This window comes from Pseudomonas sp. IzPS59, from assembly GCF_014863505.1.
Lineage (GTDB): Bacteria > Pseudomonadota > Gammaproteobacteria > Pseudomonadales > Pseudomonadaceae > Aquipseudomonas > Aquipseudomonas kribbensis.
This window is the reverse complement of the sequence record NZ_CP062251.1, coordinates 2,663,575-2,686,807: the sequence shown is the minus strand read 5'-3', so window position 1 is coordinate 2,686,807 and position 23,233 is coordinate 2,663,575. Positions and strand designations below refer to the sequence as shown.

At 60.7% G+C, this 23,233-nt stretch carries 18 protein-coding genes and 1 tRNA gene; 9 read left to right on the top strand and 10 right to left on the bottom strand.

The window, feature by feature from the left end:
- Positions 1 to 59 precede the first annotated feature (59 nt).
- Positions 60 to 329: a hypothetical protein gene (locus tag IF189_RS11955; RefSeq protein ID WP_134827148.1), complete on the bottom strand. Its 270-nt coding sequence runs from the start codon at positions 327 to 329 to the stop codon at positions 60 to 62.
- 64 nt (positions 330 to 393) lie between these two features.
- On the bottom strand, positions 394 to 1,164 hold the full coding sequence (locus IF189_RS11950) for an AraC family transcriptional regulator (RefSeq protein WP_085733987.1): 771 nt from the start codon (positions 1,162 to 1,164) through the stop codon (positions 394 to 396).
- Between the two features lie 235 nt (positions 1,165 to 1,399).
- Between IF189_RS11950 and IF189_RS11940 the strand changes: the two genes are divergently transcribed.
- From IF189_RS11940 to IF189_RS11920, 5 genes are all read left to right on the top strand, one after another.
- Positions 1,400 to 3,031 carry an APC family permease gene (locus tag IF189_RS11940; protein WP_192553377.1) on the top strand — a complete coding sequence of 544 codons (1,632 nt, stop codon included), beginning with the start codon at positions 1,400 to 1,402 and terminating at the stop codon, positions 3,029 to 3,031.
- A 22-nt stretch (positions 3,032 to 3,053) separates the two neighbouring features.
- On the top strand, positions 3,054 to 3,980 hold the full coding sequence (locus tag IF189_RS11935; protein ID WP_192553376.1) for a 4-hydroxyproline epimerase: 927 nt from the start codon (positions 3,054 to 3,056) through the stop codon (positions 3,978 to 3,980).
- A gap of 54 nt (positions 3,981 to 4,034) precedes the next feature.
- Positions 4,035 to 4,982: a dihydrodipicolinate synthase family protein gene (locus tag IF189_RS11930; protein WP_134827152.1), complete on the top strand. Its 948-nt coding sequence runs from the start codon at positions 4,035 to 4,037 to the stop codon at positions 4,980 to 4,982.
- Positions 4,983 to 5,049: 67 nt separating this feature from the next.
- On the top strand, positions 5,050 to 6,627 hold the full coding sequence (locus IF189_RS11925) for an aldehyde dehydrogenase (NADP(+)) (RefSeq protein ID WP_192553375.1): 1,578 nt from the start codon (positions 5,050 to 5,052) through the stop codon (positions 6,625 to 6,627).
- Between the two features lie 4 nt (positions 6,628 to 6,631).
- Positions 6,632 to 7,894 (top strand): NAD(P)/FAD-dependent oxidoreductase, encoded by a 1,263-nt coding sequence (locus IF189_RS11920; RefSeq protein ID WP_192553374.1) that lies wholly within the window; start codon positions 6,632 to 6,634, stop codon positions 7,892 to 7,894.
- 52 nt (positions 7,895 to 7,946) lie between these two features.
- On the opposite strand, the gene IF189_RS11915 is transcribed toward IF189_RS11920, so the two are convergent.
- From IF189_RS11915 to ycaC, 7 genes are all read right to left on the bottom strand, one after another.
- Entirely contained in the window at positions 7,947 to 10,256 is a 2,310-nt protein-coding gene (locus IF189_RS11915; RefSeq protein ID WP_192553373.1) for a hypothetical protein, read from the bottom strand.
- A gap of 25 nt (positions 10,257 to 10,281) precedes the next feature.
- Positions 10,282 to 10,356: transfer RNA gene (locus IF189_RS11910), tRNA-Lys, on the bottom strand.
- Between the two features lie 158 nt (positions 10,357 to 10,514).
- Entirely contained in the window at positions 10,515 to 13,448 is a 2,934-nt protein-coding gene (locus IF189_RS11905) for a bpX6 domain-containing protein (RefSeq protein WP_192553372.1), read from the bottom strand.
- The gene (locus IF189_RS11900) at positions 13,441 to 15,276 is read right to left on the bottom strand and encodes a hypothetical protein (RefSeq protein ID WP_192553371.1); all 1,836 of its coding nucleotides are present in this window, start codon (positions 15,274 to 15,276) and stop codon (positions 13,441 to 13,443) included. Before IF189_RS11900 ends, IF189_RS11905 begins: the two co-directional genes overlap by 8 nt.
- Positions 15,276 to 15,710 carry a hypothetical protein gene (locus tag IF189_RS11895; protein WP_134827157.1) on the bottom strand — a complete coding sequence of 145 codons (435 nt, stop codon included), beginning with the start codon at positions 15,708 to 15,710 and terminating at the stop codon, positions 15,276 to 15,278. The genes IF189_RS11900 and IF189_RS11895 overlap by 1 nt, the downstream gene beginning before the upstream one ends.
- A complete protein-coding gene (locus IF189_RS11890) occupies positions 15,707 to 16,828 on the bottom strand; it encodes an AAA family ATPase (protein WP_134827158.1) in 1,122 nt (373 codons plus the stop codon). The genes IF189_RS11895 and IF189_RS11890 overlap by 4 nt, the downstream gene beginning before the upstream one ends.
- Positions 16,829 to 17,015: 187 nt before the next feature.
- Positions 17,016 to 17,648: an isochorismate family cysteine hydrolase YcaC gene (ycaC, locus tag IF189_RS11885; protein ID WP_065261269.1), complete on the bottom strand. Its 633-nt coding sequence runs from the start codon at positions 17,646 to 17,648 to the stop codon at positions 17,016 to 17,018.
- Positions 17,649 to 17,873: 225 nt separating this feature from the next.
- Between ycaC and IF189_RS11880 the strand changes: the two genes are divergently transcribed.
- Positions 17,874 to 19,436 (top strand): sensor domain-containing diguanylate cyclase, encoded by a 1,563-nt coding sequence (locus IF189_RS11880; RefSeq protein ID WP_134827159.1) that lies wholly within the window; start codon positions 17,874 to 17,876, stop codon positions 19,434 to 19,436.
- A 12-nt stretch (positions 19,437 to 19,448) separates the two neighbouring features.
- Here the strand turns inward: IF189_RS11880 and IF189_RS11875 are convergent, their stop codons facing one another.
- Positions 19,449 to 20,891: an aldehyde dehydrogenase family protein gene (locus IF189_RS11875; protein WP_192553370.1), complete on the bottom strand. Its 1,443-nt coding sequence runs from the start codon at positions 20,889 to 20,891 to the stop codon at positions 19,449 to 19,451.
- A 124-nt stretch (positions 20,892 to 21,015) separates the two neighbouring features.
- Between IF189_RS11875 and IF189_RS11870 the strand changes: the two genes are divergently transcribed.
- The 3 genes from IF189_RS11870 to IF189_RS11860 all read left to right on the top strand — a co-directional run bounded on the left by IF189_RS11870 (position 21,016) and on the right by IF189_RS11860 (position 23,188).
- Positions 21,016 to 21,918 (top strand): LysR family transcriptional regulator, encoded by a 903-nt coding sequence (locus IF189_RS11870; RefSeq protein ID WP_167748767.1) that lies wholly within the window; start codon positions 21,016 to 21,018, stop codon positions 21,916 to 21,918.
- Positions 21,919 to 22,008: 90 nt separating this feature from the next.
- Positions 22,009 to 22,911: a hypothetical protein gene (locus IF189_RS11865; RefSeq protein ID WP_134827161.1), complete on the top strand. Its 903-nt coding sequence runs from the start codon at positions 22,009 to 22,011 to the stop codon at positions 22,909 to 22,911.
- Entirely contained in the window at positions 22,898 to 23,188 is a 291-nt protein-coding gene (locus IF189_RS11860) for a hypothetical protein (RefSeq protein ID WP_134827162.1), read from the top strand. Before IF189_RS11865 ends, IF189_RS11860 begins: the two co-directional genes overlap by 14 nt.
- The last annotated feature ends 45 nt before the right edge of the window (positions 23,189 to 23,233 follow it).

The following is a 23,233-nucleotide window of genomic DNA, read 5'->3' as shown; positions in this document are numbered from 1 at the left end:
CCATGTCGTGAGAAGCATGTTGCTTATGTGAAATCAGATATACCGGTATGACTGGGTATTCACTTGCACTTGGCCAACACCACCTGGCAGGTACCGGGCGTACCGCCGGAGCGGCCGGCGTAGCGCATGCAGTTATCCATGGATTTTTTCTGTGCCTGGCCCAGGGTCTGTCCCCAGGCCAGGCCACCCTCGCCCATCGTCGGCACCGCTTTGGCGTAGCAGCGATCGCCCACGGTCGCATAACGAGCCTTGCTGGAGCAGCCTGTCGTCGACGTCAGCATGATCGCGCAAAGAAAATACGCGCAATGGCGTATCTGTATCCGGTTCATCTCGTTTTACCTGCGCAACTTGGGACTGACGGGCTCAGTTTATCCGCAATGACCCGGGAACCGTTCATTGCTCCGTCGCCTGCCGGTACTGACGCGGCGTGAAACCGGTCGAGGCCTTGAATTGGCGAGTGAAGGCGCTGTGGTCGGTGTAGCCGCACTGCAGGGCGACTTCGGTGATCGGCAGGTCGGTGTGCAGCAAGCGATGGGCATGTTCCAGCCGTACCTTCTGGATCATCTGCCGGGGCGTCAGGTGGAACACGCGCTTGCAGTAACGCTCCAGTTGCGCCACGGAAATACCGGCGATCCGCGTCAGCTCGCCCAGCGTCACCCGGCGATTGAAATGCGTTCGAATGTGCTCGTCGACGGCAGCCAGACGCTCGAACGCCGGGTGCGTCTCGCTGGCCGATTGCAGATCCACCGAAATCCCAGCCAGACCAATGATCGCGCCATCGCGGTTGTACAACGGTCGCTTGTGGGTCAGGCACCAGCCCGGTTCGCGACTGCCGTACAGATGCAATTCCAGCTGATCCTCCAGCACCCATCCCTCTTCCAGCACCCGGCGATCCTGCTCGGTGTAGCCCGGTCCCAGTTGCGCCGGGAATACCTGCGCGCTGGTTTTTCCGAGCAACGGTTTCAGGTCTTTCAACCCGCAGCGCTGCACCAGTGTGCGGTTGGCCAGGACGTAACGCGCGTCCGGATCCTTGATGAAAATCACTGCATTCGGGATCACGTCCAGCATCGGCAACAGCGCGGCAACGCCTGCCACCAAGGCTTCGAGGGTCTGGGGGCGATTGTGTTCATCGCCCTCGCACAGGCGCGCAAATGCGTTCTGCATCGTCGGTGTCTTCCTTCGCGGCTGAATCGGCCAACGGCCCGCCATACGGCGTTCGCGTGCAGAGTGCAGCAACGCCCACGGCCTGTCGAGGCCTGCCGTCGTTCGGCGCAATTGTGCTGATTTCGTCATCCAGGCTTGCGCAAAACATCAATCACGCGGCGGCCGATGAGTTCAATGTTGGCCCGTCCCAGTGACATACACCTGCCTATCCAATAACTCACAAGAAGGCGACGCCATGTCAGGCCAAGGCAAGTTCAAAAAACAGCTTTCATTGATCGACCTCACGTTTATCGGGCTCGGAGCGATCTTCGGTTCGGGATGGCTTTTCGCAGCCAGTCACGTCTCCGCGATTGCCGGGCCGGCGGGGATTTTTTCCTGGCTGCTGGGCGGTTTCGCCGTGTTGTTGCTGGGCATCGTTTACTGCGAACTCGGCGCTGCGCTGCCCCGGGCCGGCGGTGTGGTGCGCTACCCGGTCTACAGCCACGGGCCGTTGCTCGGTTATCTGATGGGCTTTATCACGCTGATCGCGTTTTCCAGTCTGGTGGCGATCGAAGTGGTTGCCTCGCGCCAATATGCGGCGGCGTGGTTTCCCGGCCTGACCAAAGCCGGCAGCGGTGATCCGACGGTGCTGGGCTGGCTGGTGCAGTTCGGTCTGCTCTGCGTGTTCTTCCTGCTCAACTACCGCAGCGTGAAGACCTTCGCCAAGGCCAACAACCTGGTGAGCGTGTTCAAGTTCATCGTGCCGCTGCTGGTGATCGGTGTGCTGTTCACCTTCTTCAAACCGGAGAACTTTCAGGTTCAGGGCTTCGCACCCTTCGGGCTCTCGGGCATCGAGATGGCCGTTTCCGCTGGCGGCGTGATCTTCGCCTACCTCGGCCTGACCCCGATCATCTCGGTGGCCAGCGAAGTGAAAAATCCGCAGCGCACCATCCCGATCGCACTGATCCTGTCGGTGCTGCTGTCCACCGCAATCTACGTGCTGTTGCAAACGGCGTTCCTCGGCGGCATCCCGACTGAACTGCTCGCCAATGGCTGGGCCGGGGTTTCCAAGGAGTTCGCCCTGCCATATCGCGACATCGCTCTGGCGCTCGGCGTGGGCTGGCTGGCCTATCTGGTGGTGGCCGACGCGGTGATCTCGCCCAGCGGTTGCGGCAACATCTACATGAACGCCACGCCTCGGGTGATCTACGGCTGGGCGCAGACCGGCACCTTCTTCAAGGTGTTCACCCGCATCGATGAGAAATCCGGCATCCCGCGCCCGGCACTGTGGTTGACCTTTGCCCTGTCGGTGTTCTGGACCCTGCCGTTCCCGTCCTGGGAAGCGTTGATCAACGTGGTGTCCGCCGCACTGGTGTTGAGCTACGCCGTAGCCCCGGTGACCGTCGCCGCGCTGCGTCGCAATGCACCCGACATGCCGCGCCCGTTCCGGGTCAAGTGCATGGGCGTGCTGGGGCCGGTGTCGTTCATCATCGCCGCACTGATCGTCTACTGGTCCGGGTGGGACACCGTCTCCTGGCTGCTCGGCCTGCAAATCCTGATGTTTGTCGTGTACCTGCTGTGTGGTCGTTTCGTACCGACCCGCCACCTGAGCCTTGCCCATCAAGTGCGCTCATCCGCGTGGCTGATCGCCTTCTACGCCGTGACCATCGTCCTGTCGAAACTCGGCACCTTCGGTGGTCTGGGCATCCTCGCCCACCCTTTCGACACGCTGGTCGTCGCCGCTTTCGCCACCGGCATTTATTACTGGGGCGCCGCCACTGGCGTACCGGCGCATCTGCTGCGCCTGGAGTCCGAAGACGATGAAAGCGAGGTCGCTTCGACATCCCCGGCCTCCGCTGCCAACCCGCGCGCTGCCGGCGCTTATTGAAACCTCTTGAAGGGACACGAACATGAAACGCGTACACGTCATTGATTCCCACACCGGCGGTGAACCCACGCGCCTGGTGATGAAGGGTTTCCCCGATCTGCCCGGCAACACCATGGCCGAAAAGCGCGATGCCTTGCGCACCCAGCACGACCGCTGGCGCCGGGCCTGCCTGCTGGAACCGCGCGGCAACGATGTGCTGGTGGGCGCGCTGTATTGCGAGCCGGTGTCGCCGGACGCCACCTGCGGGGTGATCTTCTTCAACAACGCCGGCTATCTCGGCATGTGCGGCCACGGCACCATCGGCCTGATCGCCTCCTTGCAGCATCTGGGGTTGATCGCCCCGGGCGTGCACAAGATCGACACGCCGGTCGGTCCGGTCAGCGCGACGTTGCATGAGGACGGCGCCGTGACCCTGGGCAACGTGCCGGCTTATCGATTGCGCAAAAAAGTGGCCGTGGAAGTGCCTGGGTATGGCCGCTTTCTCGGCGACATCGCCTACGGCGGCAACTGGTTTTTCCTGGTGTCGGAGCACGGCCAGACGTTGACGATGGACAACGTCGAAACCCTGACCGACTTCACCTGGAAAATGCTCAAGGCCCTCGAAGACCAAGGCATACATGGCGAGGACGGCGCGATCATCGACCACGTCGAACTGTTCGCCGATGACGATCATGCCGACAGCCGCAACTTCGTCATGTGCCCCGGCAAAGCCTACGACCGCTCGCCGTGCGGCACCGGCACCAGCGCCAAACTCGCTTGCCTCGCCGCCGACGAAAAACTCGCGCCCGGCGAGCGCTGGGTGCAGGCCAGCATCACCGGCAGCCAGTTCGAAGGCCGCTTCGAACGGGAAGGTGAACGCGTGCGCCCGTTCATCACCGGCCGTGCCTACATGACCGCCGACAGCACGCTGCTGATCGACGAAGACGATCCCTTCGCGTGGGGCATCTGAGCCGCTGCGCTGATTTTCAAACCTATCTGAATGACCGTTCCAAGGAGAACAATAATGAGCGACAACATCTTCACCGGCTGCATGCCCGCCCTGATGACCCCGTGCACCGCCGCACGCAAACCGGACTTCGATGCGTTGGTGGCCAAGGGTCGCGAGCTGATCGATATCGGCATGAGCGCTGTCGTGTATTGCGGCTCCATGGGTGACTGGCCGCTGCTCACCGAAGCCGAGCGTCAGGACGGCGTGGCGCGACTGGTGGCTGCCGGGATTCCGACCATCGTCGGTACTGGCGCCATCAACACCCGTGAAGCGGTGTCCCATGCGGCCCATGCGGCCAAAGTCGGCGCTCAGGGTTTGATGGTGATTCCACGGGTGCTGTCCCGTGGCTCTTCGCTCGCCGCGCAGAAGGCGCACTTCGCCGCGATTCTGCAGGCCGCGCCGAACCTGCCGGCAGTGATCTACAACAGCCCTTACTACGGTTTCGCGACCCGCGCCGACCTGTTCTTCGAACTGCGCCGCGAGTACCCGAACCTGATCGGCTTCAAGGAATTCGGCGGCGGTGCGGACCTGCGCTACGCCGCTGAAAATATCACCTCCAAGGACGATGACGTGACCTTGATGGTCGGTGTCGACACTCAAGTGGTGCACGGTTTCGTCAACTGCAACGCCACCGGCGCGATCACCGGCATCGGCAACGCCCTGCCCCGCGAAGTGCTGCAACTGGTAGCCCTGAGCAAGCAAGCGGCCAAGGGGGATGCCAAGGCCCGACGTCAGGCCCGGGAACTGGAATCGGCGCTGGCGGTGCTGTCGTCCTTCGATGAAGGCACGGATCTGGTGCTGTATTACAAACACCTGATGGTGCTCAACGGCGACAAGGAATACACCCTGCATTTCAACGAGACCGACGTCCTCAGCGACTCGCAACGTCGCTACGCGGAAGCCCAGTACGCGCTGTTCCGTCACTGGTACGAAAACTGGTCGGCGGAACAGAACTTCGCCTGACCCGCAGCCTCGTTTCAGCCCGCCGTGATTACCGGCGGCGGGCCTTCTTTCTTTTCAGGAACATGCCATGTCTCTTACGGGCAAACTGCTGATCGGTCAGCAAAACCTCTCGGGCAATCGCGAGGTCATTCAGGGGATCAACCCGGCCACCGACGCGCTGCTGGAGCCCGCTTACGCTGGCGGCTCCGCCGAGCACGTCGAACAGGCTTGCGCGCTGGCCTGGGCCGCGTTCGACCGCTACCGCGAAACCGCGCTGGACGCACGCGCCGAATTCATCGAAACCATCGCCCACGAGATTGAAGCCCTCGGCGATGAGTTGATCGACCGCGCCATGGCCGAAACCGGCCTGCCGCGCCCTCGTCTGCTGGGCGAGCGTGGACGTACCTGCCAACAATTGCGATTGTTCGCTCGTACCGTACGCGCCGGCGAATGGCTGGATGTGCGGATCGACAGCGCCCAACCTCAGCGCCAGCCGCTGCCGCGCTCGGACCTGCGTCAGCGCCAGATTGCGCTGGGGCCGGTGGCGGTGTTCGGTGCAAGCAATTTCCCCCTCGCTTTCTCCGTCGCCGGCGGCGATACCGCTTCGGCACTGGCCGCCGGTTGCCCGGTAATCGTCAAGGCCCACGGCGCCCATCCCGGCACCAGCGAACTGGTTGGCCGCGCGGTAGCGCGGGCCGTCAAGGCGTGCGGGATGCCTGAGGGCGTGTTCTCGTTGCTGTACGGTTCCGGGCGTGAAGTCGGCATTGCCTTGGTCAGCGATCCACGCATCAAAGCCGTCGGTTTCACTGGTTCGCGCAGCGGCGGACTCGCGTTGATCAAAGCGGCTCAGGCTCGCTCCGAACCGATTCCGGTGTATGCGGAAATGAGCTCGATCAACCCGGTGCTGCTGTTTCCCGCTGCGCTGCGCAATCGCTCGCAAGCGCTGGCCGAAGGATTTGTTACCTCGCTCACGCTGGGCGCCGGGCAGTTCTGCACCAATCCCGGCCTGGTGATCGCCCTCAAGGGACCGGCGCTGGACACTTTCATTGGCGCCGCCGCCGAGCTCATCCAGCGCAGCCCGGCCCAGACCATGCTCACGCCCGGCATCTTCAATGTCTACGAATCCAGCGTGAATGCACTGGCGGAAAATCCGCGTGCACGCCTTGCCGCAGTCGGGCAGAGAGGAACAGCTTCGAACCAGGGGCAGGCCCATGTCTTTGTCGCCGATGCTGCGGATTTTCTTGCCGATCACGCACTGCAAGCCGAAGCCTTTGGCGCGGCGTCGCTGATCGTGCAGTGTGCCGGCCACGAAGAGGTCCGTCAGGTGCTCGAACAGCTGGAAGGTCAACTGACCGTCACCCTGCATCTGGATGACGCGGATCTGGATCAGGCCCGTTCACTGCTGCCGACCCTGGAACGCAAGGCCGGACGCTTGCTGGTCAACGGCTGGCCGACCGGTGTGGAAGTCTGTGATGCGATGGTGCATGGCGGGCCGTTTCCGGCCACGTCCGATCCGCGCACCACGTCGGTCGGCACGGCGGCGATCCTGCGTTTCCTGCGCCCGGTCTGCTATCAGGATTTCCCCGACGCATTGCTGCCCACCGCGCTCAAACAGGCCAATCCACTGGCACTGCGACGTCTGCTCGATGGCCAGAGGGAAGCCTGAAACCATGTCGAACATCACCCATGACATCGCCGTGGTCGGCGCCGGCATCATCGGCGTTGCCTGCGCCCTGCGTCTGGCGCGACAGGGTTTGCAGGTGGTCGTGATCGACCCGCAGGAACCCGGCCACGGCGCATCGTTCGGCAATGCCGGGCACCTGGCCACCGAGCAGGTGTTTCCGATTGCCGACCTGTCGATCCTCAAGCGCTTGCCGGCCATGCTCATGGACCCGATGGGGCCACTGCGCCTGGACTGGAAATACCTGCCCTGCGCCCTGCCCTGGTTCACTCGCCTGTTGCTGAATCTGCGCTCGGCGCCGTTCCAGCGCACCGTGGCAGGTCTGCGAGCGCTCAATGAGAGTTCGCTGGAGGCCTGGCACCGGTTGCTCGGTGACATCCAGCGACCTGATCTGCTGAAGGTGGAAGGTTCGCTGCTGGTGTTCGAACGGCCCGACTCGCGTCCGGCCATTGAAGCGTTGCAGGCGCGCTTGCATCAGCAACAGGTCCCGGTCGACTTCTGGCAGGCAGCTGCGGTGCGTGACAGCGCGCCGCAACTGAGCGAACACCTGCAGGGCGGATTGTTTTTCCCGAGCACCGGGCACTTCATCGATCCGTACCGGGTAGTGTGCGAACTGGTCAGCGCCGCCAAGGCCAGCGGTGTGCAGTTTGTGAGGCAACGGGTCGAGGGCGGGCAACTGAATGCACAGGGCGTTTCGCTCAACACCGGAACCGGCAGCCTGAATGCCCGTCGAGTACTGATCGCCTGCGGTGCTCACTCGGCCAGGCTGACGACAGCGTTGACCGGCAGGAAAGTACCGCTGGACACCGAGCGTGGTTATCACCTGATGCTGCCGCAGGAACACAACCGGCTGCCCTTCCCTGTCACGTCACTGGAACGCAAGTTCATCATGACGCCGATGTCCGAAGGCCTGCGCCTGGCGGGCACCGTCGAGTTCGCCGGACTTGAAGCACCGCCGACCATGGCGCGGGCCTGGCAGTTACATCGGTTGAGCAAGGGGTTGTTCCGTGAGGAGTTGAGTGTTGAGGCGGCCACACCGTGGATGGGGTTTCGGCCTTCGCTGCCGGACTCGTTGCCGGTCATTGATCAGACAAACGACGGCAAGGTGCTGCTCGCGTTCGGGCATCAGCATTTGGGGCTGACGCAGGCGGCGGTGACGGCGGAGATGGTTGAGCGGATGGTTTCGCCGCTGGCTGCGACTCGGGGTGAGGAGCTGCCGAGTGTCGAGCCTTACAGGCTGGATCGTTTCTGAAAAAGCGAAAGGCCTGCTTTTGAGGGCAGGCCTTTCGCTTGGCGAAAAATTTTCAGGAAGGCATTAGCCAGTGTCGTTCAGTGGTCCATCCGAGAAACACCTTCCCGCCTTCGCGCTTCTGGCGACTCTCAGTCAACGGATGCCCGGACGCTGCTATACGCAACCCGATCATGGCCGGTAGAAACCTTTCCCGAAACTCACTGGATTGGGCCGCAAAATGCATTTCAATTATCTTGAGTGCACCCTGCAACTGAACCGGATCCAGCATCGACAAATAGAACATCATCTGACGCCAGGCATATGCCGTATTTTTCAACATGACCAAACGTCCGTGATAAAACTGAATCTGAATTTGCTGGCGACGGCAAACCCATTCGAAGCATGACTGAGCCATTGCACTTAGGCGATCATGTAACACCTCTCTCAGTCCCAACACACCAAACAACGTTGCCAGGTTCTGTGTTGTCACGATCTGTTGCTGCTCGATAATGGTGCCGTTGGTTGCAGGATGCCGAGTACCGATATCGACATTTGCACGCTGCGCGCACAGTCGGGCCAGCGCATCGCTGTTCTTTGTCGAACGTTGCCAATACGATTTGGTGCGCCTCGATTTCGGCGGGTCGGGAAGGTTTGCCAACTGATCCGTATCGATATCGTAATATCGGGCGTAAAGCGATCCAGTCAACATACAGGCTGATTGTCTGGCGGACTTCACGAATTTACTTGAGAAAGCGCCCATGAAAATGTCTGCCGCGACTTCCTCCACGATTGGAAGATCCAGCTTCGCCGCTTCAACCAGGGACGAAAATTCTTGAAGCAGTTTGTTTGGAATAATGGCTTGTGGAAACGCCCATAGCGTCAGTGCTGACGCTTCGATCAGGGTCTGTTTGGCGCCTTCGACCGCAGATGCGTTCGCTTCATACTCACTTTCAAGCGCAGACACCCACGGAATATCTCCGATTTTCACCTGACGTTGCATATCCAATAGCAACAAAGAGCGTCGACGCCTGAAAGCACGGTAAGTAGCGACAGACAATGTCCTCAGCGTTGCGTCTCGATATCCCGCACTACAGATTTCCGCCGTCATGGCCGGCAGTACTCGCGCCACCGTATCTCCGGATGTAATCACTCTCTGGTCAATCAACTCCGCGACGGTTCCCTTGCGACAGCGTTCGAGGCGTCGACGAACCGAGGGAGGAACGGCGTCTCCAGCCATTAATGCATGCAGGTTCGCTTCCTCATTGGTGATGGGTTCCAACAGAGGGGAAAAATCAGAGATACCTTCAGAGTCTGGATAATTCGCCAGACGCGCGGAGACAGCCTTGGCAATCAGATGATGTGCCGACGCTTTCACGTGATCACGTTGCCTTGCTCGCTTTTTGGAGTGTGCTTCGGATTCTGGATGGCCATGCTTGGCCAGAAAGTCATCGACAATCTTCCGGATACGTCCCACTTGACGCCCCGTCAGCGATGCCGGATCAGAAGAGCACTGTTTGAGCAATGCATGCAACTCCACCACCCGGTTCATGGAGGAGCCAGCACTGCGGGAATCAGACTTAAATGTCTTATCAAACTGTGCGCCAAGCGCAATTGCACGTTCGAACCAACCCTCAGGGTAATACCTGCAAGGCCAGCTTTCCTGGTAGGTCAGAAGGAAAAGCGAGATGGCTGCGTCGTAGAGAGGCAAACTGTTTTCGACAACGTGCTTTTGAACGGCCAGAAGCGGTTGCGCAGTTGATTTGGAAAGGCGCGGCCTGATGTAACCGACATTGAAAACCTCAACTTCGGCCATCGAGAGCGGCTGATTGTCAGTGACTGTCGGAAAGAAACGCAGCCGCTCGAAAAAAGGTGCAATCCGCTCGATCAGCGTTCGTGCTTCCTCGATGCGCTGGTGCTTCAGAAACCAGACAACTGTCAGCAGCGCAGCCTCTTCCGGCACATCGATTTGATAATTCCCTTTCGCCAGACACGCTTGAAGCGACCCAATGCCCTCATCTGAAAGGTGCCAGGTATTCAAATCAAGTCGTTCAAACCCGACGCGAATGCCGGGGATCAATGCAGCCAACCGGCGCTCATAAAGCGTTAACTCGCCACCGGCCAGAAGCTTGCCAGTGGCAAAGCCGCCAGTGGCCACCTCCAACGTGACCCATTCGGGTAAATCCGCAAACGGTGTGCGTGAACCATACAGCGCGCTGCCCTGCACGAGATGCCCGACCACCTGTCGCCAACGTTCGATCCGATCAAGCTTTTGTGGGTCAGCGTCGTTTTCTCGTGCGGCGGTCAGCGCTCGAGATAGTTGAAAGTGCGCATAACCGTCGTTTATCCCGACAAACGCATCCGATTCACTATCGTGCCTGGACATACTTCCTTGCGACCCTGCGTTGTATTGGGTCCGGGGGCTGGATTCGAACCAGCGCCCACCCGGTTAAGAGCCGAGTGTTCTACCGCTGAACTACCCCGGAACAGAGCGCGCATTGTCGGCTAGCAATGAAAAGATGTGAAGCTCGGTCTCAAGGATTTTGTTGCCGCAAGATACCACTCGTTCATCCATACAAATATGGAGAAGGAGCAGTCTTGTTTTGTTCAGCCAGATAGGACACTCGCTGCTCGGCTCGGGACATCAATTGAGAGAAATATTGCGCTGGCTGGCCTCATCCACATTGATATGGCTCAAGCGGCCCTGGCGGTCGAAGAGCAACCAGTCGGCTCCTAGGCGACGCACTTGCAGGCTTTGCGCCGGCCATTGCAACGTCGCGCAGATGCGATCGCTTTGCCGGTGATTGAATTGCCAGTGAGTTGAGTCGCCTGCAGCTCCATAACCGATCAACAGCCAACGCTCGCAGAGATAAACACTCAGGACGGGGTCATAAGCAAACGCATCCACATAACCTGGCAGCCGGTAGTTTTTACGACTGTTGCGCTGTTCCAGAACGAGTACCGGATCTTCTTCCACCTTGTGCTGAAGCATGAATTCCGTGACTTCACCGCTGGCATCAACCAGCTGGAAGCCATTCTGATAAATCATCGCCGGCATTGGCTCCCGACTCAGCAGACGTCGTGCGGGCAGGCGGTAACACCAAAGCTGGCTACCCTGTTCCGGATCGGACAGCCACAGACATTCGTTCTGTTCATCCGTTTCAAGGCGCACGATATGACCCGGCAAATCACTGACCTGCCAGAGGGTTTCAAACCCGCGATCAACGTCAACCACTCGCAACTGCTGGCCTCGACCGATGGTCCACGCCGTACCATCGAATGATCGGGCAAAAACGTCGAGCATCAATACACCCAGGTCCTTGACGGTGCCGTTCACCAGATCCAGTTTGCTGATGCGCCAGACGTTATCGCGCCGCGCCAGTGCAAGCGCTACCTGCCGACCATGGGCCAGGACGATCGCCTGCGCCGGTATCGGGAAATGGAAAAGGGTTTTGCCGGCAGCATCGATGACCAGCGCTCCGGCCTCCCCGAGGGCCACCAGATAACGTGCATCCTCCAGCGGCACCGCATCGAAAATGGGCAAATTGCCCCGATCCGGCGCCTCCCACTCCAGAGCCGAGGCAACACGCTCCAGCGGCACACGGGCGGCACGCGGCAGCGCTTGCTCCGGCAGGTCGGCTTGCAGCAGTTTGTCCTTGCTCATTTTGATCAGCGCCTTCAACTGATCCCGGGTCAACCGCCCGTGGTCACAGGCCTGATCGGCGATGATGGCGTGCACCGTGGCGCCGGCGAGCCATGCCAGTGCATTGGTCTCCGACTTCTGCTGCAACAACGCCTCGGCCAGCGCGGCACGCTCGGCGGAGCGCTGAGGATCGTCCCGCAATTGCTCGATCCATGCCCCGTACGCCACCAGGGTGTCGGGCAGCAACACGGCCCGCTTGACCAGTGCACCCATCGCCAGCCGTCCTCCGGCAGCTTCGGCATTGAGCAACCATTGCGTGGCCTGCTCACGCTCGGCAGGCAGACTCCAGATAACCTCCACGGCTTGCAGCCACAGACCCTTTTCGACCAAGGCCTTGGCCCACTCCAGGCGCAAGGCATCGGCATTTGCCGGCCATTTTTCCTGAAGCATCAGCACGGCATCAGCGAAGGCATCGTCGCGACGGGCGACCTGTAATGCTCGCTCCCAGTTGCCTGCCAGACTCAGCAGACGCACGATCATGGCCGCCGGCATATCCCATGCGAGTGCAAGATCGGCGGCCTGCTGCTGACGACCGTGTTTTTCCAGATAATCGAGGGCTTCCTGACGATCCTTCAGCAGTTCGGCGAGGACAAACACCGCCTCTTCGATTCGCAACTCGCGATCCAGACGCTCAAACGTCTGTCGGTAGATTTTCCGCAGGTGGGACTCCAGGTCCTCTTCGAACAGCATCGAACGACTCGGTCCCTGGTTCTGACTGATTGCCAGCTCCTGACGACGCTGCGGGGTGCCGAACGCCTGCTCGACGCTGTCTTGCCCGCCGCCCAATGGAATGGCGTGGCGCAGCGCTTCCTCCAGATCGCCATTCTCGAACATCGCGAGCATCCGGCGCATATAGTCGGCCTGACGTCGGCCATACAGCGCCGACAGACGCGAGTGTTGCGTCAGGCGGGTCAGCAAGCGACGCCAGACTGCGGTTTTGTGCCTGACGGGTCTGGCGCGCGGTGCGATCGGTGGTTTCGTCGGTGGCGGCGTCGATGCTCGAGAAGAACGCGCAGCCCCCGGCAATATGGGCTCCACCGGCCGCAGAAGTTTGCGTACGCCCATCAACAACAGGGTGAACAGTACCGAGCCGATCACCGTTCCCAGCACCACTGCGCCGATATCAGAGGGTGCCGAGTGCTCCGGGGCCACCGGCGTCGGAGGCAAGCCATTGCTCTGGCCCTGCGTCGCCATCCAGAACAACGCCACCAGCACCAGAAAGGTCACGCCGAGCTTCAGCCACGGCCATGACGGCACTTCAGTACTTTTCCAGGCACTGTTCGAGGGTTTTACGGGTTGGTCGGGCTGGCTTTTGGCGGCCGTGCGCGGGCGTTCCAGCAGCGCTCGCATCACCCCTTCGCGCTCGGGGCTGACCGGCCCCAGCGCGCCTCCAAGAATTTCCCGTACATCGGTAGGAACCGCACGAGGTTCAGGTGCCGGCTCCGGCAATGCGCTGCTGCAATCAAATGTGTCCAGCAGGGTGTAAGTACCGACGTCGATCCACTCACCCGGTGCGAGCGTTATTGCATCGCGCAATTGCAGAGCGCTGACGTGGCTGCCGCGCACCAGCCAGACATCGGCGGCAGGCAGACGGGCCACCTCTTGCGGGGTCAGTGGCGCAGAACACAAGGTGTGGCCCTGACGGATCAGCGGCCATCCGACCAGCGCATCACACTGGACCGATACCGGCTGACGAAAACGCAACAAGTCGCCATCGTCGAAGCGGCAGGCTCGTGCACCGGTCTGCCAGTGATCGAGTATCTGGCGCGCACGCTCGGATTCGTCAAAGCGTTCGGCAGGAAACCAAAGCCCTTCAATCTGTTGATGCCCGGTCAACACCGGACGGCGGATCAATGCTGCGTCATGCTCAAGCATCGGCGCCTTCCTTGTGTTTTGCCGCCACCTGGTTGCAGAAAATCTGCAGGCGCAGGGTACGCTGGGGAACCGAGTAGACCAGCAACTCACGTGCGCTGGTCAGTGCTGCAACCAGGCCACTCATGGGGCAGAAGCTGATTTTGACAATGTCACTGGCAGCGGTGAACAGGACACGCTGCTGTCCTTCGCTATGCAGAGCAACGGTTTGCTGATCAGGGCCGATCAAGACCAGCGAGTACGGGTCCCCCCTGTACTGACGCAACAATCCAAGACCCTTCCAGCCATGGGCCAGATCGACTCGTTCGGATGGCATCGAGCAACCTGTCGCCGAAATGATCTGCCAACGCTGTTTGCCATTATCGACCGAGAGCAACGCACAACCACCGAAGGACCGGTGCCACAGTCGACTGGCGGCAAACAGCACCTGGCTCACGCCTTCGGCATTGCCGATCACATGGCCGCACGATGCAGCGCCTTCGGTGCCAACCGAATGGGCATACAACCGACCGCCGTCACTCCGTACATACGCCATCGTCTCATTGGCGACCTTGGCCAGACCCAGCACGTTGTCGGCCCAGCGCCGGGTTTTCGCGGGTGGCGACCGGGGCGCAGACTCTCCGCTGGCGGCCTCCCAATACGCCAGATGTCCTTGGGTATCCAGCAAGAACAGGCGGCCGGTTCGACCACCGTTCAGCCAGACGACAGGCAGCAGTCTGGCGGTACCAGGCGGTAATTGCAGTTGCTCGCGAGGGGGCTTCTCCACAGCTCTCAAGCCGGGCACTTTCCAGAACCAGAGCCAGTCGTGCTGGCTCAACACCGCGCCGAGGTTGCGGCCCGAAAAGGTTGCAACCAGCGGCACACGCCCGGAGCTCCAAAGGTTGCGGCGCACTTGCAGCGATTTTTTCTGGTGCTCTGTCGGCAGCTTTATCACCACCATGCCATCTTCATCGAGCAACTTGAGCGCTACATGGGTACCGGCACTGGAGATGACCGGCGGCAGGTTGAGGGCGACCCGGGGAACTGTGCCCTTGACTGCCGGTGCTGCTGCCACCACTTCAGCTTCGAACTGACCGCTGAGCAGCCGCACGGCCGAACCTTCTTCGGGAATCGGCAGCGACACCCGTCGGGTTGTCACACCCTGTAATTCGAAGGACAGGCTCTGCCCTTCGAGGCTGCGATGTATCTGAACCCGGTGAGTACAAGACTGACTGTCGGTCCTGGGTAGACGCTGGCCGACGACCCAGCATTCACCGGCCTGATCCGGCTGCTCGGCGAGCCACGCGCACCAGGCCTGCCAATGCGCGTCACTCACCGTGTGATAGGTGCGAGCACTGAGCAGACGCTTGAGTTGCGCCGAAGTGTCGAGTTCATGGAGACGAGGCGCCTCTTGCAGGATTCCCCAGCGTAACTCTGCACCGGCCTCTTGGGCGCGGCGTGCCAGCAGGATCAGCAAGGCAAGATGCACCAGGCGCGCGGCCCCCAACTGCAAGGGGCCGGCGTCAAACAAAACGACAATCAGCCGATTGGCCTGCCGGGAGCGGTATTGCGGGGCGAGAAACAGGTGCTCCCCAACAGCCACGCGACGCATGAATTCTTCAGGCACTTCGTCTGCCAGCAGCCACTCGCTGGACAACAGACGCTCATAAGGACCACGGCGTTGCAAATCACCCAGGCCATCAGGCTCGGGCACACCGCCCTGATGCTGACCGCGCAATGGGCCAAGGATCGGGTCGAGACGACCCAGCAGGTCGCCGAACAGTGGCATCTGCTCCGGGGCAAACCATTCCAGCCATTGGCGCCAAGGGTGCAAGGAATCGGGTAACTGCATCAGCGTCCTGCCCAATAAGCATCGATTTTCTGCAGATGCTGCGCCGTCACCGGCAGTTGTCGATCAAGGGGAATCACCACCGTTGGATCGCGCCAGAGCAACAGCGGCGCACGTGAAAAAGCGTTGAACAACGCCTGTCCCAACAGATCGATTGGCACCTCGGGCTCCCAACGCGTGGGAAGCCAGAGTCCCGGTGCACGGGCATCCGTTGCGGCATATGCCACGCCGTCGACCCAGGGCAGATCATCGGCCGCTCCCGAAACCATCAGCATGTCGCGATTGGCGGTGGCTTGCAGGCGTGATGCCTGCTCGACAGGCATCAACCGCAATCGGGCATGCAGGTGTCGCGCGGCATCACCCCAGGCCACAGCAGCTTGCGGTTCGACAGGCGACGACCGTGGACGCCAGGCCCAGGCCCTGGCCGAGACACTCATACGGCGGTCGTCATCAGGCGGGTCATTTGCCCACGGACGTCCTGCAATTGTGCCGGCATGGTCTGGCTGTCGAAATTGGCGTCGATCTCGCGCAGCAATCCTTCAAGCAGAGGGCTCGATGGCGGCTCGGCGCGCGTCAGATAGTCCTGCGCCGTTTCCAGCAGGCGATTGAGCCGCGACATCGGCTGCAAGGTCGCCTCCTCCACGGCACTGAACAGATGACTGTTGCTGGACTGCGCGAAGATCTCCCGCAAAACCTCACGGCCATGCTGCTGGGTTTCTTTGGTCGGCAGCACATACAACAAAGGCCACAGGTCCGCTTCGCTGGCTTGCAGACGTCCACCGAGCAAAGCGGCGGCGGCAATCAACCGCTGGGATTTGACGATACGGCGGTCCGACAACTGAATGCCGGCCTCACGCAAACGGCGAATGGCCTGGGCCAATGCGGGGCGAACCTGGGTGAGATCAACATTTTTGAGCGCCTGACCGAGGGTGTCCAACTGGCTCAAACCCAGTAGTTGCTGAACCGGTCGCTGCTCGGACTGCCAACCACCGGCCAGCATGGCCTCCAGTTGATTGTCCGGTACTGACTCGACAAACAGGTGCAGCAGGAATCGGTCACCGAACGCAGCCAGCGCTTCGTCATCCGGCAGTCCGTTCGCGGCGCCGACACAGACTCGCAGCGGGCACTGAATCTGGGTGTGGCCGCGACGAAAGCGTCGTTCGTTGAGCACGCCCAGCAGCGTATTGAGAATGGCTGTGGAACCCAGAAAAACTTCGTCCAGAAACACGATGTCGGCCTCGGGAAGCATGCCGGTCACGTCGGTTTCTACCGTGCCTTCGCGCAGCTTTTTCAGGTCCACCGCACCGAACAGCTCCGAGGGCTCGGTGAAGCGGCCCAACAGGTATTCGAAATAGCGCCCCCCCATCGATTGCGCCACTCGCCGCACCACCGCACTCTTGGCTGTGCCCGGCGGCCCGACCACCAGAATGTGCTCCTGGGCGACAGCGGCGAGGACAATCAGCTCGGCCAACTGTTCACGCCCCACCAGGCCCTCGGTGGCCACACGAACGGCCTGGCGAATTTGCGCAGCTGCGCTCTGCAATGAAGCAATCATGGGGGTCTTCCCTGAAACTGAAGCCGCGGATTCTGCCTGAGCGCAAGGCTCTGTCACAAGACAATCAGCGAGATAAATGGCGCAATGCCATCATTTTCTGACGAACTGGGCACTGACGCCTTTTTGATTGCGATATGAACGACGAAAGCCTGCTTTTCAGGGCAGGCTTTCTCTTGTCCGCGAAGGATTATTTCTGGTGTGCCGTGAGCGCCGCATACCCATTCATCAAATTGCGATAGTTGGGAATCCGCTGCGACAGCAGATTGCCCAGCCCTTCAATATCGTTGCGCCAGTCGCGGTGCAGCTCACAGGCCACGGAGAACCAGTTCATCATCTGTGCACCGGCCTGGGTCATGCGGTTCCATGCGGCCTGTTGCACGGTGGTGTTGAAAGTGCCGGAAGCATCGGTCACCACGAACACGTCAAACCCTTCCGCCAGTGCCGACAAGGTCGGGAACGCCACGCACACGTCGGTCACGACACCGGCAATGATGATCTGCTTGCGGCCGGTGGCCTTGATGGCCTTGACGAAGTCTTCGTTGTCCCAGGCGTTGATCTGGCCCGGGCGGGCAATGTACGGCGCATCCGGGAACATTTCCTTGAGTTCCGGCACCAGCGGGCCGTTCGGGCCTTGCTCGAAACTGGTGGTGAGAATGGTCGGCAGCTCGAAGAATTTGGCTAGGTCGGCCAGTGCCAGCACGTTGTTCTTGAACTCGTTCGGCGAGAAGTCCTGGACCAGCGAAATCAGACCGGTCTGGTGATCGACCAGCAGAACCACGGCGTCGTCTTTGTTCAGGCGGTTGTAGGTTGCAGTGCTCATGTTGAATCCCTTTTTAGTTGTGGAAGTTCGCTTGCGTTCAAGATGGGCACAGATTAATGACTCGCCTGAAAGCGATAAATCACCTGCAAAGCGTTTTACCGTCAACCCAAACGAGACAATCCACTCAATCCGGGGCTCAATCGCACAGCGGTCCCGACCTTCCCGCCGATCCTTGTCATAATGTTCGCCAGCAATACGTTCAGAACGACATCCAGGGAAAAGTTGATGCTCGGACGCAACACACAAGCGCCCACGGCGAACGACACGCGACGCCCCGCCGGCAAAGCGATGAAGGCCGGTTCGACCTTTCGGCTGACCGTCAGCTTCATGCTGGTGGTGGTCGTGGCGTTTCTGGCGGTCGAGAGCTGGCGGACGTGGCGTGACTATCGCTCGGTCTTTGCATCCGCGCGCGATTCGGTGACCAACCTGGCCCGCGCCACGGCCCAGCACGCCGAGGACACGATTCGGCAGGTCGATGTGGTCACCGCCGGGCTGGCCGAGCGCGTCGAAGGTGACGGTCTGCAGAACCTCGATGTCCCGCGCATTCACAAGCTGCTGGTGCAGCAATCGAAAATCATGCCGCAGTTGCACGGCCTGTTCATCTACGGCCCGGACGGCCACTGGATCGTGACCGACAAAGAAGTCACCCCGGAAATGGCCAACAATGCCGACCGCGATTATTTCGAGTACCACCGCACCCATGAGGATCGGCAAGTGCGCATCGGCCAGGTGGTCGAGAGCCGCTCCACCCATGACCTGATCATTCCCATCTCCCGCCGCTTGAACAACCCCGATGGCTCGTTCGCCGGCGTGCTGCTGGGGACGGTCAAGGTCAGTTACTTCGTCGACTATTACGGCGATTTCCGGATCGATGACAAAGGCGCGCTGGTGCTGGCCATGCGTGACGGCACGATTCTGGTTCGCCGCCCTTTCATCGCCTCCGTGGTGGGCAAAAGCCTGGCGAACAGCGAAATCTTCAAGACCTACCTGCCCGCCTCCAACGAAGGCATTGCCCAGATCCGGGCGGTGGTCGATGACACCGAGCGCCTGTATGGCTATCGCGCCCTGACCACCTATCCGCTGGTGGTCGAAGCCGGCCTGTCGAAGGACTCCATCACTGCACCCTGGCGTCGGGACTTGCTGAAAAACGGCTTCGTGCTGATTTTCCTGATTCTGGTCCTCGCCGGTTTCGGACTGATCGTACTGAGCCAGTTGCGCCAGCGGATTGCGATGGAACGGGAAATCCGTTCCGCCCACCAGGCCATGCGCGACATGGCACTGACCGACAGCCTCACCGGCCTTGGCAACCGTCGGCGCCTGGACAATGCGCTGGCGGACGAGATTCGCCTGGCCCGGCGCCAGGGTTCGTCGCTGTCGTTGATCATGCTCGATGTCGACCACTTCAAACGCTACAACGACCGCTACGGCCACGCCGCCGGCGACGACTGCCTCAACGCCGTCGGACGCGCGATCCAGCAAGCGGTCAAACGCCCCGGTGACCTCGCCGTGCGCTACGGTGGCGAAGAATTCACCGTGCTGCTGCCCAACACCGAAAACGCCGGCGCCATCCAGGTCGCCGAGGACATCCTGCAAGCCATCCGCTCGCTGGAACTGGAACACTCCGGGCATCCCCTCGGGTACGTCACGGCCAGCGCCGGCATTGCGACCCGTCACCCGGTTGACGACGCGGTGACGCCAGCCATGCTGCTGAAGTCGGCGGATACCTGCCTGTATCAGGCGAAGCGGCTGGGGCGCAATCGTTGGTGCTCGGCGGATGAGTCTGCGTGATAGAGATATCGGTCAGTCTTCGCGAACAGGTTTCGGAGCCTCCGCGATCAACGTCTTCGGCTCCAGATACGCACTCATCCCCCACTTGCCCATTTCGCGCCCCAGCCCCGAGTGTTTGAATCCACCAAAAGGAGCGCGCGGTTCGTGGGCCAGAGTGTTGATGAGCACGCGTCCCGAATCGATCTGACGGGCGACGTTCACACAACGTTCGGAGTTCTGGCCCAGCACCAGGGCGCTCAGCCCATAGTCCGTATCGTTGGCAATGCGGATCGCATCGGCGTCGTCTTCGTAAGGGATGATCGTCAGCACTGGCCCGAAGATTTCTTCTCGCGCGATACGCATCTGATTGTTGGCATCGGTGAAGATCGTGGGTTTGACGAACCATCCGGCGTGCAGGCCTTCAGGTCGACCTTCGCCACCCGCCAGCAACCTAGCGCCCTCCTCCTGGCCGATACGGATATAACGCTGCACCCGCTCCCATTGTTTCTGGCTGACCATCGGGCCGATATCGGTGTCGGCGTTGCGTGGATCGCCCGATTGAAACTGTGCGACGCCCTCCTTCGCGACCTGCTCGAACTCCGCGAGCCGTGAACGCGGGACAAGAATGCGAGTGCCCGCGATGCAGGCCTGGCCGCTGTTGAGAAATCCGGCGTGCAGTGCCAGCGGCATGACCGCCTCGAAATCCGCATCATCGAGTACTACGGTCGGTGACTTGCCGCCGAGTTCCAGGGTCACGCGCTTTAGAGTATCGGCACCGGTTCTGACCAGATGCTGACCGACCGCGGACGACCCCGTGAACGAGATCTTGGCCACGTCTGGATGCCGGGCGATCTCCTCCCCAACCACGTCACCCCGCCCGTTGACGATGTTGAAGACCCCCGGTGGCAGCCCTGCTTCGTGCAACGCCCGGATCACGACCTGCGTCTGCAACGCGCTCATCTCGCTGGGCTTGATGACGGCAGTGCAACCTGCCGCCAGTGCGGTAGCCAGTTTGTTGCAGATGAAGCCGGCATTGCTGTTCCACGGCGTGATCAGCCCGGTCACGCCCACGGGCGTCAGAATGACCTTGGCCATGCCGGCCTGCTCTTCGAAGTCAAACGCCTCCAGCGCCTCGATCGCTTGCGCAATCACATCTGCCGGGTACGTCGCCATCCAGCGCCCGCGAACCGCAGGCGAGCCGTACTCCTCAAGGATGGCTTCCAGCAATTCTTCCTCTCTGGCCGCCACGGCCTTGTGCATGCGTTGCAGGGCGGCAATACGCTCCTCGCGCGTGGTACGGGACCAGGCCGGGAACGCAGCCTTGGCGGCGGCGATGGCGCGCTGGGCGTCAAGTGCATCGCCCAGTCGAACCTGACCGATGACTTCTTCGGTGCTCGGGTTATGGAGGTCGAACCACTCCTGACCATGTGGGAGAACGTACTCGCCGTTGATGTAGATGTGTTCAATGCGCTGCATGGCAACTCCTCGCTGAGATTGACCCGCTTGAAGCGAGCCTCGATGAAGCGAAGTCTAAGAAGGGTTGATTGTTCCGATAAGCTATCCTTTGACTGATGAAGCATCCCTATTTTCAGGACAATCCATGCACAGAACTGGAATGACCGAACTGGAAGTGGTACTGGCCGTCGCCCGGCGCAACAGTTTTCGTGGCGCGGCACAGGAACTGGGCATGTCCACCACGGCGGTGAGCAGCGCGGTGGCCGGCCTCGAAGCGCGCCTGAAGGTGCGTCTGTTCAATCGCTCCACACGCAGCGTTGCCCTCACCGATATCGGGCAGCGCTATGTGGAGCGCATCGCCCCGGCCCTGGCGCAGATCAAGAGTGCCGGCGAAGAGGCCAGCGTCGGTCTCGACGAACCCAGCGGCACACTGCGCATCAACGCACCGCACGGCGCGGCGTATCTGCTGCTGGAGCCGCTGCTCAATCAGTACGCCCGACGATATCCCGACGTGCGCATCGACGTCGTCAGTGAGGCCAGCATGGTCGACATCGTCGCCGGGGGCTTCGACGCCGGGATCCGCCTGGCAGAGTCCGTGCCGCAAGACATGATTGCGGTGGCGCTGTCAGGCGACATCCGGATGCTCATGGTGGCAACGCCGGAGTACCTCGAACGCCACGGCGTGCCCGAACACCCACGGGATCTGCTCACCCACCAGAGCATCGGCATGCGCATGGCCCACGGCGGTCTCTATCACTGGGAGCTGGAACGCGACGGCGAGAAATTGCAGATGGATCTGCCGACGCGCTTCGTGTTCAACGAATTGCTGGCGATCAAACAGGCCGTGGTGCTGGGCCTGGGCATCGGTTTCATTTCCGAGTGGTTCATCCAGGAAGAGCTGGCCAGCGGCGCACTGGTGCCGGTGCTGATGCCGTGGTGTCCGTCGTTTGGCGGATTAAGGCTTTACTACTCGGGCCATCGCTTCGTGCCGGCTCGGTTGCGTGCGCTGATTGATCTGGTGCACGAACTGCGGCCGAGTCCGGTTTGATTCTTGCGATCAATCGAGATGTGCATTGCAAATGTACGGCGGTCTGGCTTCAAGGCAGAATGGCGCCTCGTTTTTTCAAGGAACAGATGAGTGATCAGCAATACATTGAAATCATGGATCGATTGTCGGCTGATCTCGCCGCTGCTTTTCCTGACAGGCCTGGCTTCCCTTTCTGGCTGTCACCAACTGACCACTGACCAGCGAATCAATGCCTGGATGGACAGTGGTGGCAAGTCCGCTCCAACGTATATGACTTCAAAAGAAATCAACGCGATGGAGGCAAGGCGCTATATCAGGGTTTTACGTAACACCTTGGCCGAGAAAGTGTTTCTGGCGAATAGCGAAGGCCTGCGAGGCAGCGTTAAGTTGCGGATGAAGCTCAGCCGGCAAGGTGACGTATTGCTCTGCGAGGCGCGGTCAACTGAGCCGGATTCCCCAGCCGACTTCGCCAATCTGGTCACCGATGTGTGCTGGAGCAAGATCTGGTCAACCATCCCGGAAGGTCTCCAGAGCCCGGTCGATGGCTCCCTTGAGATCATCGCGCCATTGATCGCCCAGGACGATGTTTCATCCATTTCCGATTACGACCTGGGACACCGGAAGGCTGGTCTTGCAAGCCGCTTTTTCTGGGACAACTTGCTGGCCGGGCACTCAATCAACGCGTTCGGCATAGCCCGTTTTGAATTCACGGCTAACGCGAAAGGCCAGATTGCGCGTTGCGATGTGACGCTTGAGAAAAGCTATTCCCGTCCAGAGTCCTTTCACCCGGATCCCGCGTTACAAAAGGCACTTGCGGATCAGTGCCTGCAACTCGACCTGCAACAAATGGCCGGGTTTCAGGTGGGTGAATCCGGGGAAGTCAATCGCACGGTTTTTGTAGAGTACTTCCCATGGAAAAACCACGTGGGGAAACATCAGGAAAAAGCTGCAGCTAGCGATAAGAAAGGGGCCGCCCCATCAGCGCTAACAAGGAACGCACATGAAGCTGCTTGAGCTCACACCGGCAACCTATCACTTGAACGACAGCTACTGGGACCTTCTGCGGGCTAAAGACGGATCGCTGTATCTGCTCGTCAATTGCGAAGCGTCTTTTGTGAGTTATGACGCTCTGATCAAACTCAACGACGATGAGTTGCGCGATCACCACGGCCTGGGTTGGCTGTCCATTCAGTACCTGGCCAATCGAATCAATTATTTCGTCAGCGATTACAAGGCACGGCTGATCACGGGGCCTTTGCTTGAAGCAGCGATTCAAGCGTCGAAACCGTAGATATCAAGATTGAGCGCGATGGCTCCATCAATATCAGGCGCATTG

Bases quoted from the DNA above. Each gene is read 5' to 3' on its own strand.
- IF189_RS11955 (WP_134827148.1), bottom strand. From the start codon at position 329: ATGAACCGGATACAGATACGCCATTGCGCGTATTTTCTTTGCGCGATC.
- IF189_RS11950 (WP_085733987.1), bottom strand. From the start codon at position 1,164: ATGCAGAACGCATTTGCGCGCCTGTGCGAGGGCGATGAACACAATCGC.
- IF189_RS11940 (WP_192553377.1), top strand. From the start codon at position 1,400: ATGTCAGGCCAAGGCAAGTTCAAAAAACAGCTTTCATTGATCGACCTC.
- IF189_RS11935 (WP_192553376.1), top strand. From the start codon at position 3,054: ATGAAACGCGTACACGTCATTGATTCCCACACCGGCGGTGAACCCACG.
- IF189_RS11930 (WP_134827152.1), top strand. From the start codon at position 4,035: ATGAGCGACAACATCTTCACCGGCTGCATGCCCGCCCTGATGACCCCG.
- IF189_RS11925 (WP_192553375.1), top strand. From the start codon at position 5,050: ATGTCTCTTACGGGCAAACTGCTGATCGGTCAGCAAAACCTCTCGGGC.
- IF189_RS11920 (WP_192553374.1), top strand. From the start codon at position 6,632: ATGTCGAACATCACCCATGACATCGCCGTGGTCGGCGCCGGCATCATC.
- IF189_RS11915 (WP_192553373.1), bottom strand. From the start codon at position 10,256: ATGTCCAGGCACGATAGTGAATCGGATGCGTTTGTCGGGATAAACGAC.
- IF189_RS11905 (WP_192553372.1), bottom strand. From the start codon at position 13,448: ATGCTTGAGCATGACGCAGCATTGATCCGCCGTCCGGTGTTGACCGGG.
- IF189_RS11900 (WP_192553371.1), bottom strand. From the start codon at position 15,276: ATGCAGTTACCCGATTCCTTGCACCCTTGGCGCCAATGGCTGGAATGG.
- IF189_RS11895 (WP_134827157.1), bottom strand. From the start codon at position 15,710: ATGAGTGTCTCGGCCAGGGCCTGGGCCTGGCGTCCACGGTCGTCGCCT.
- IF189_RS11890 (WP_134827158.1), bottom strand. From the start codon at position 16,828: ATGATTGCTTCATTGCAGAGCGCAGCTGCGCAAATTCGCCAGGCCGTT.
- ycaC (WP_065261269.1), bottom strand. From the start codon at position 17,648: ATGAGCACTGCAACCTACAACCGCCTGAACAAAGACGACGCCGTGGTT.
- IF189_RS11880 (WP_134827159.1), top strand. From the start codon at position 17,874: ATGCTCGGACGCAACACACAAGCGCCCACGGCGAACGACACGCGACGC.
- IF189_RS11875 (WP_192553370.1), bottom strand. From the start codon at position 20,891: ATGCAGCGCATTGAACACATCTACATCAACGGCGAGTACGTTCTCCCA.
- IF189_RS11870 (WP_167748767.1), top strand. From the start codon at position 21,016: ATGCACAGAACTGGAATGACCGAACTGGAAGTGGTACTGGCCGTCGCC.
- IF189_RS11860 (WP_134827162.1), top strand. From the start codon at position 22,898: ATGAAGCTGCTTGAGCTCACACCGGCAACCTATCACTTGAACGACAGC.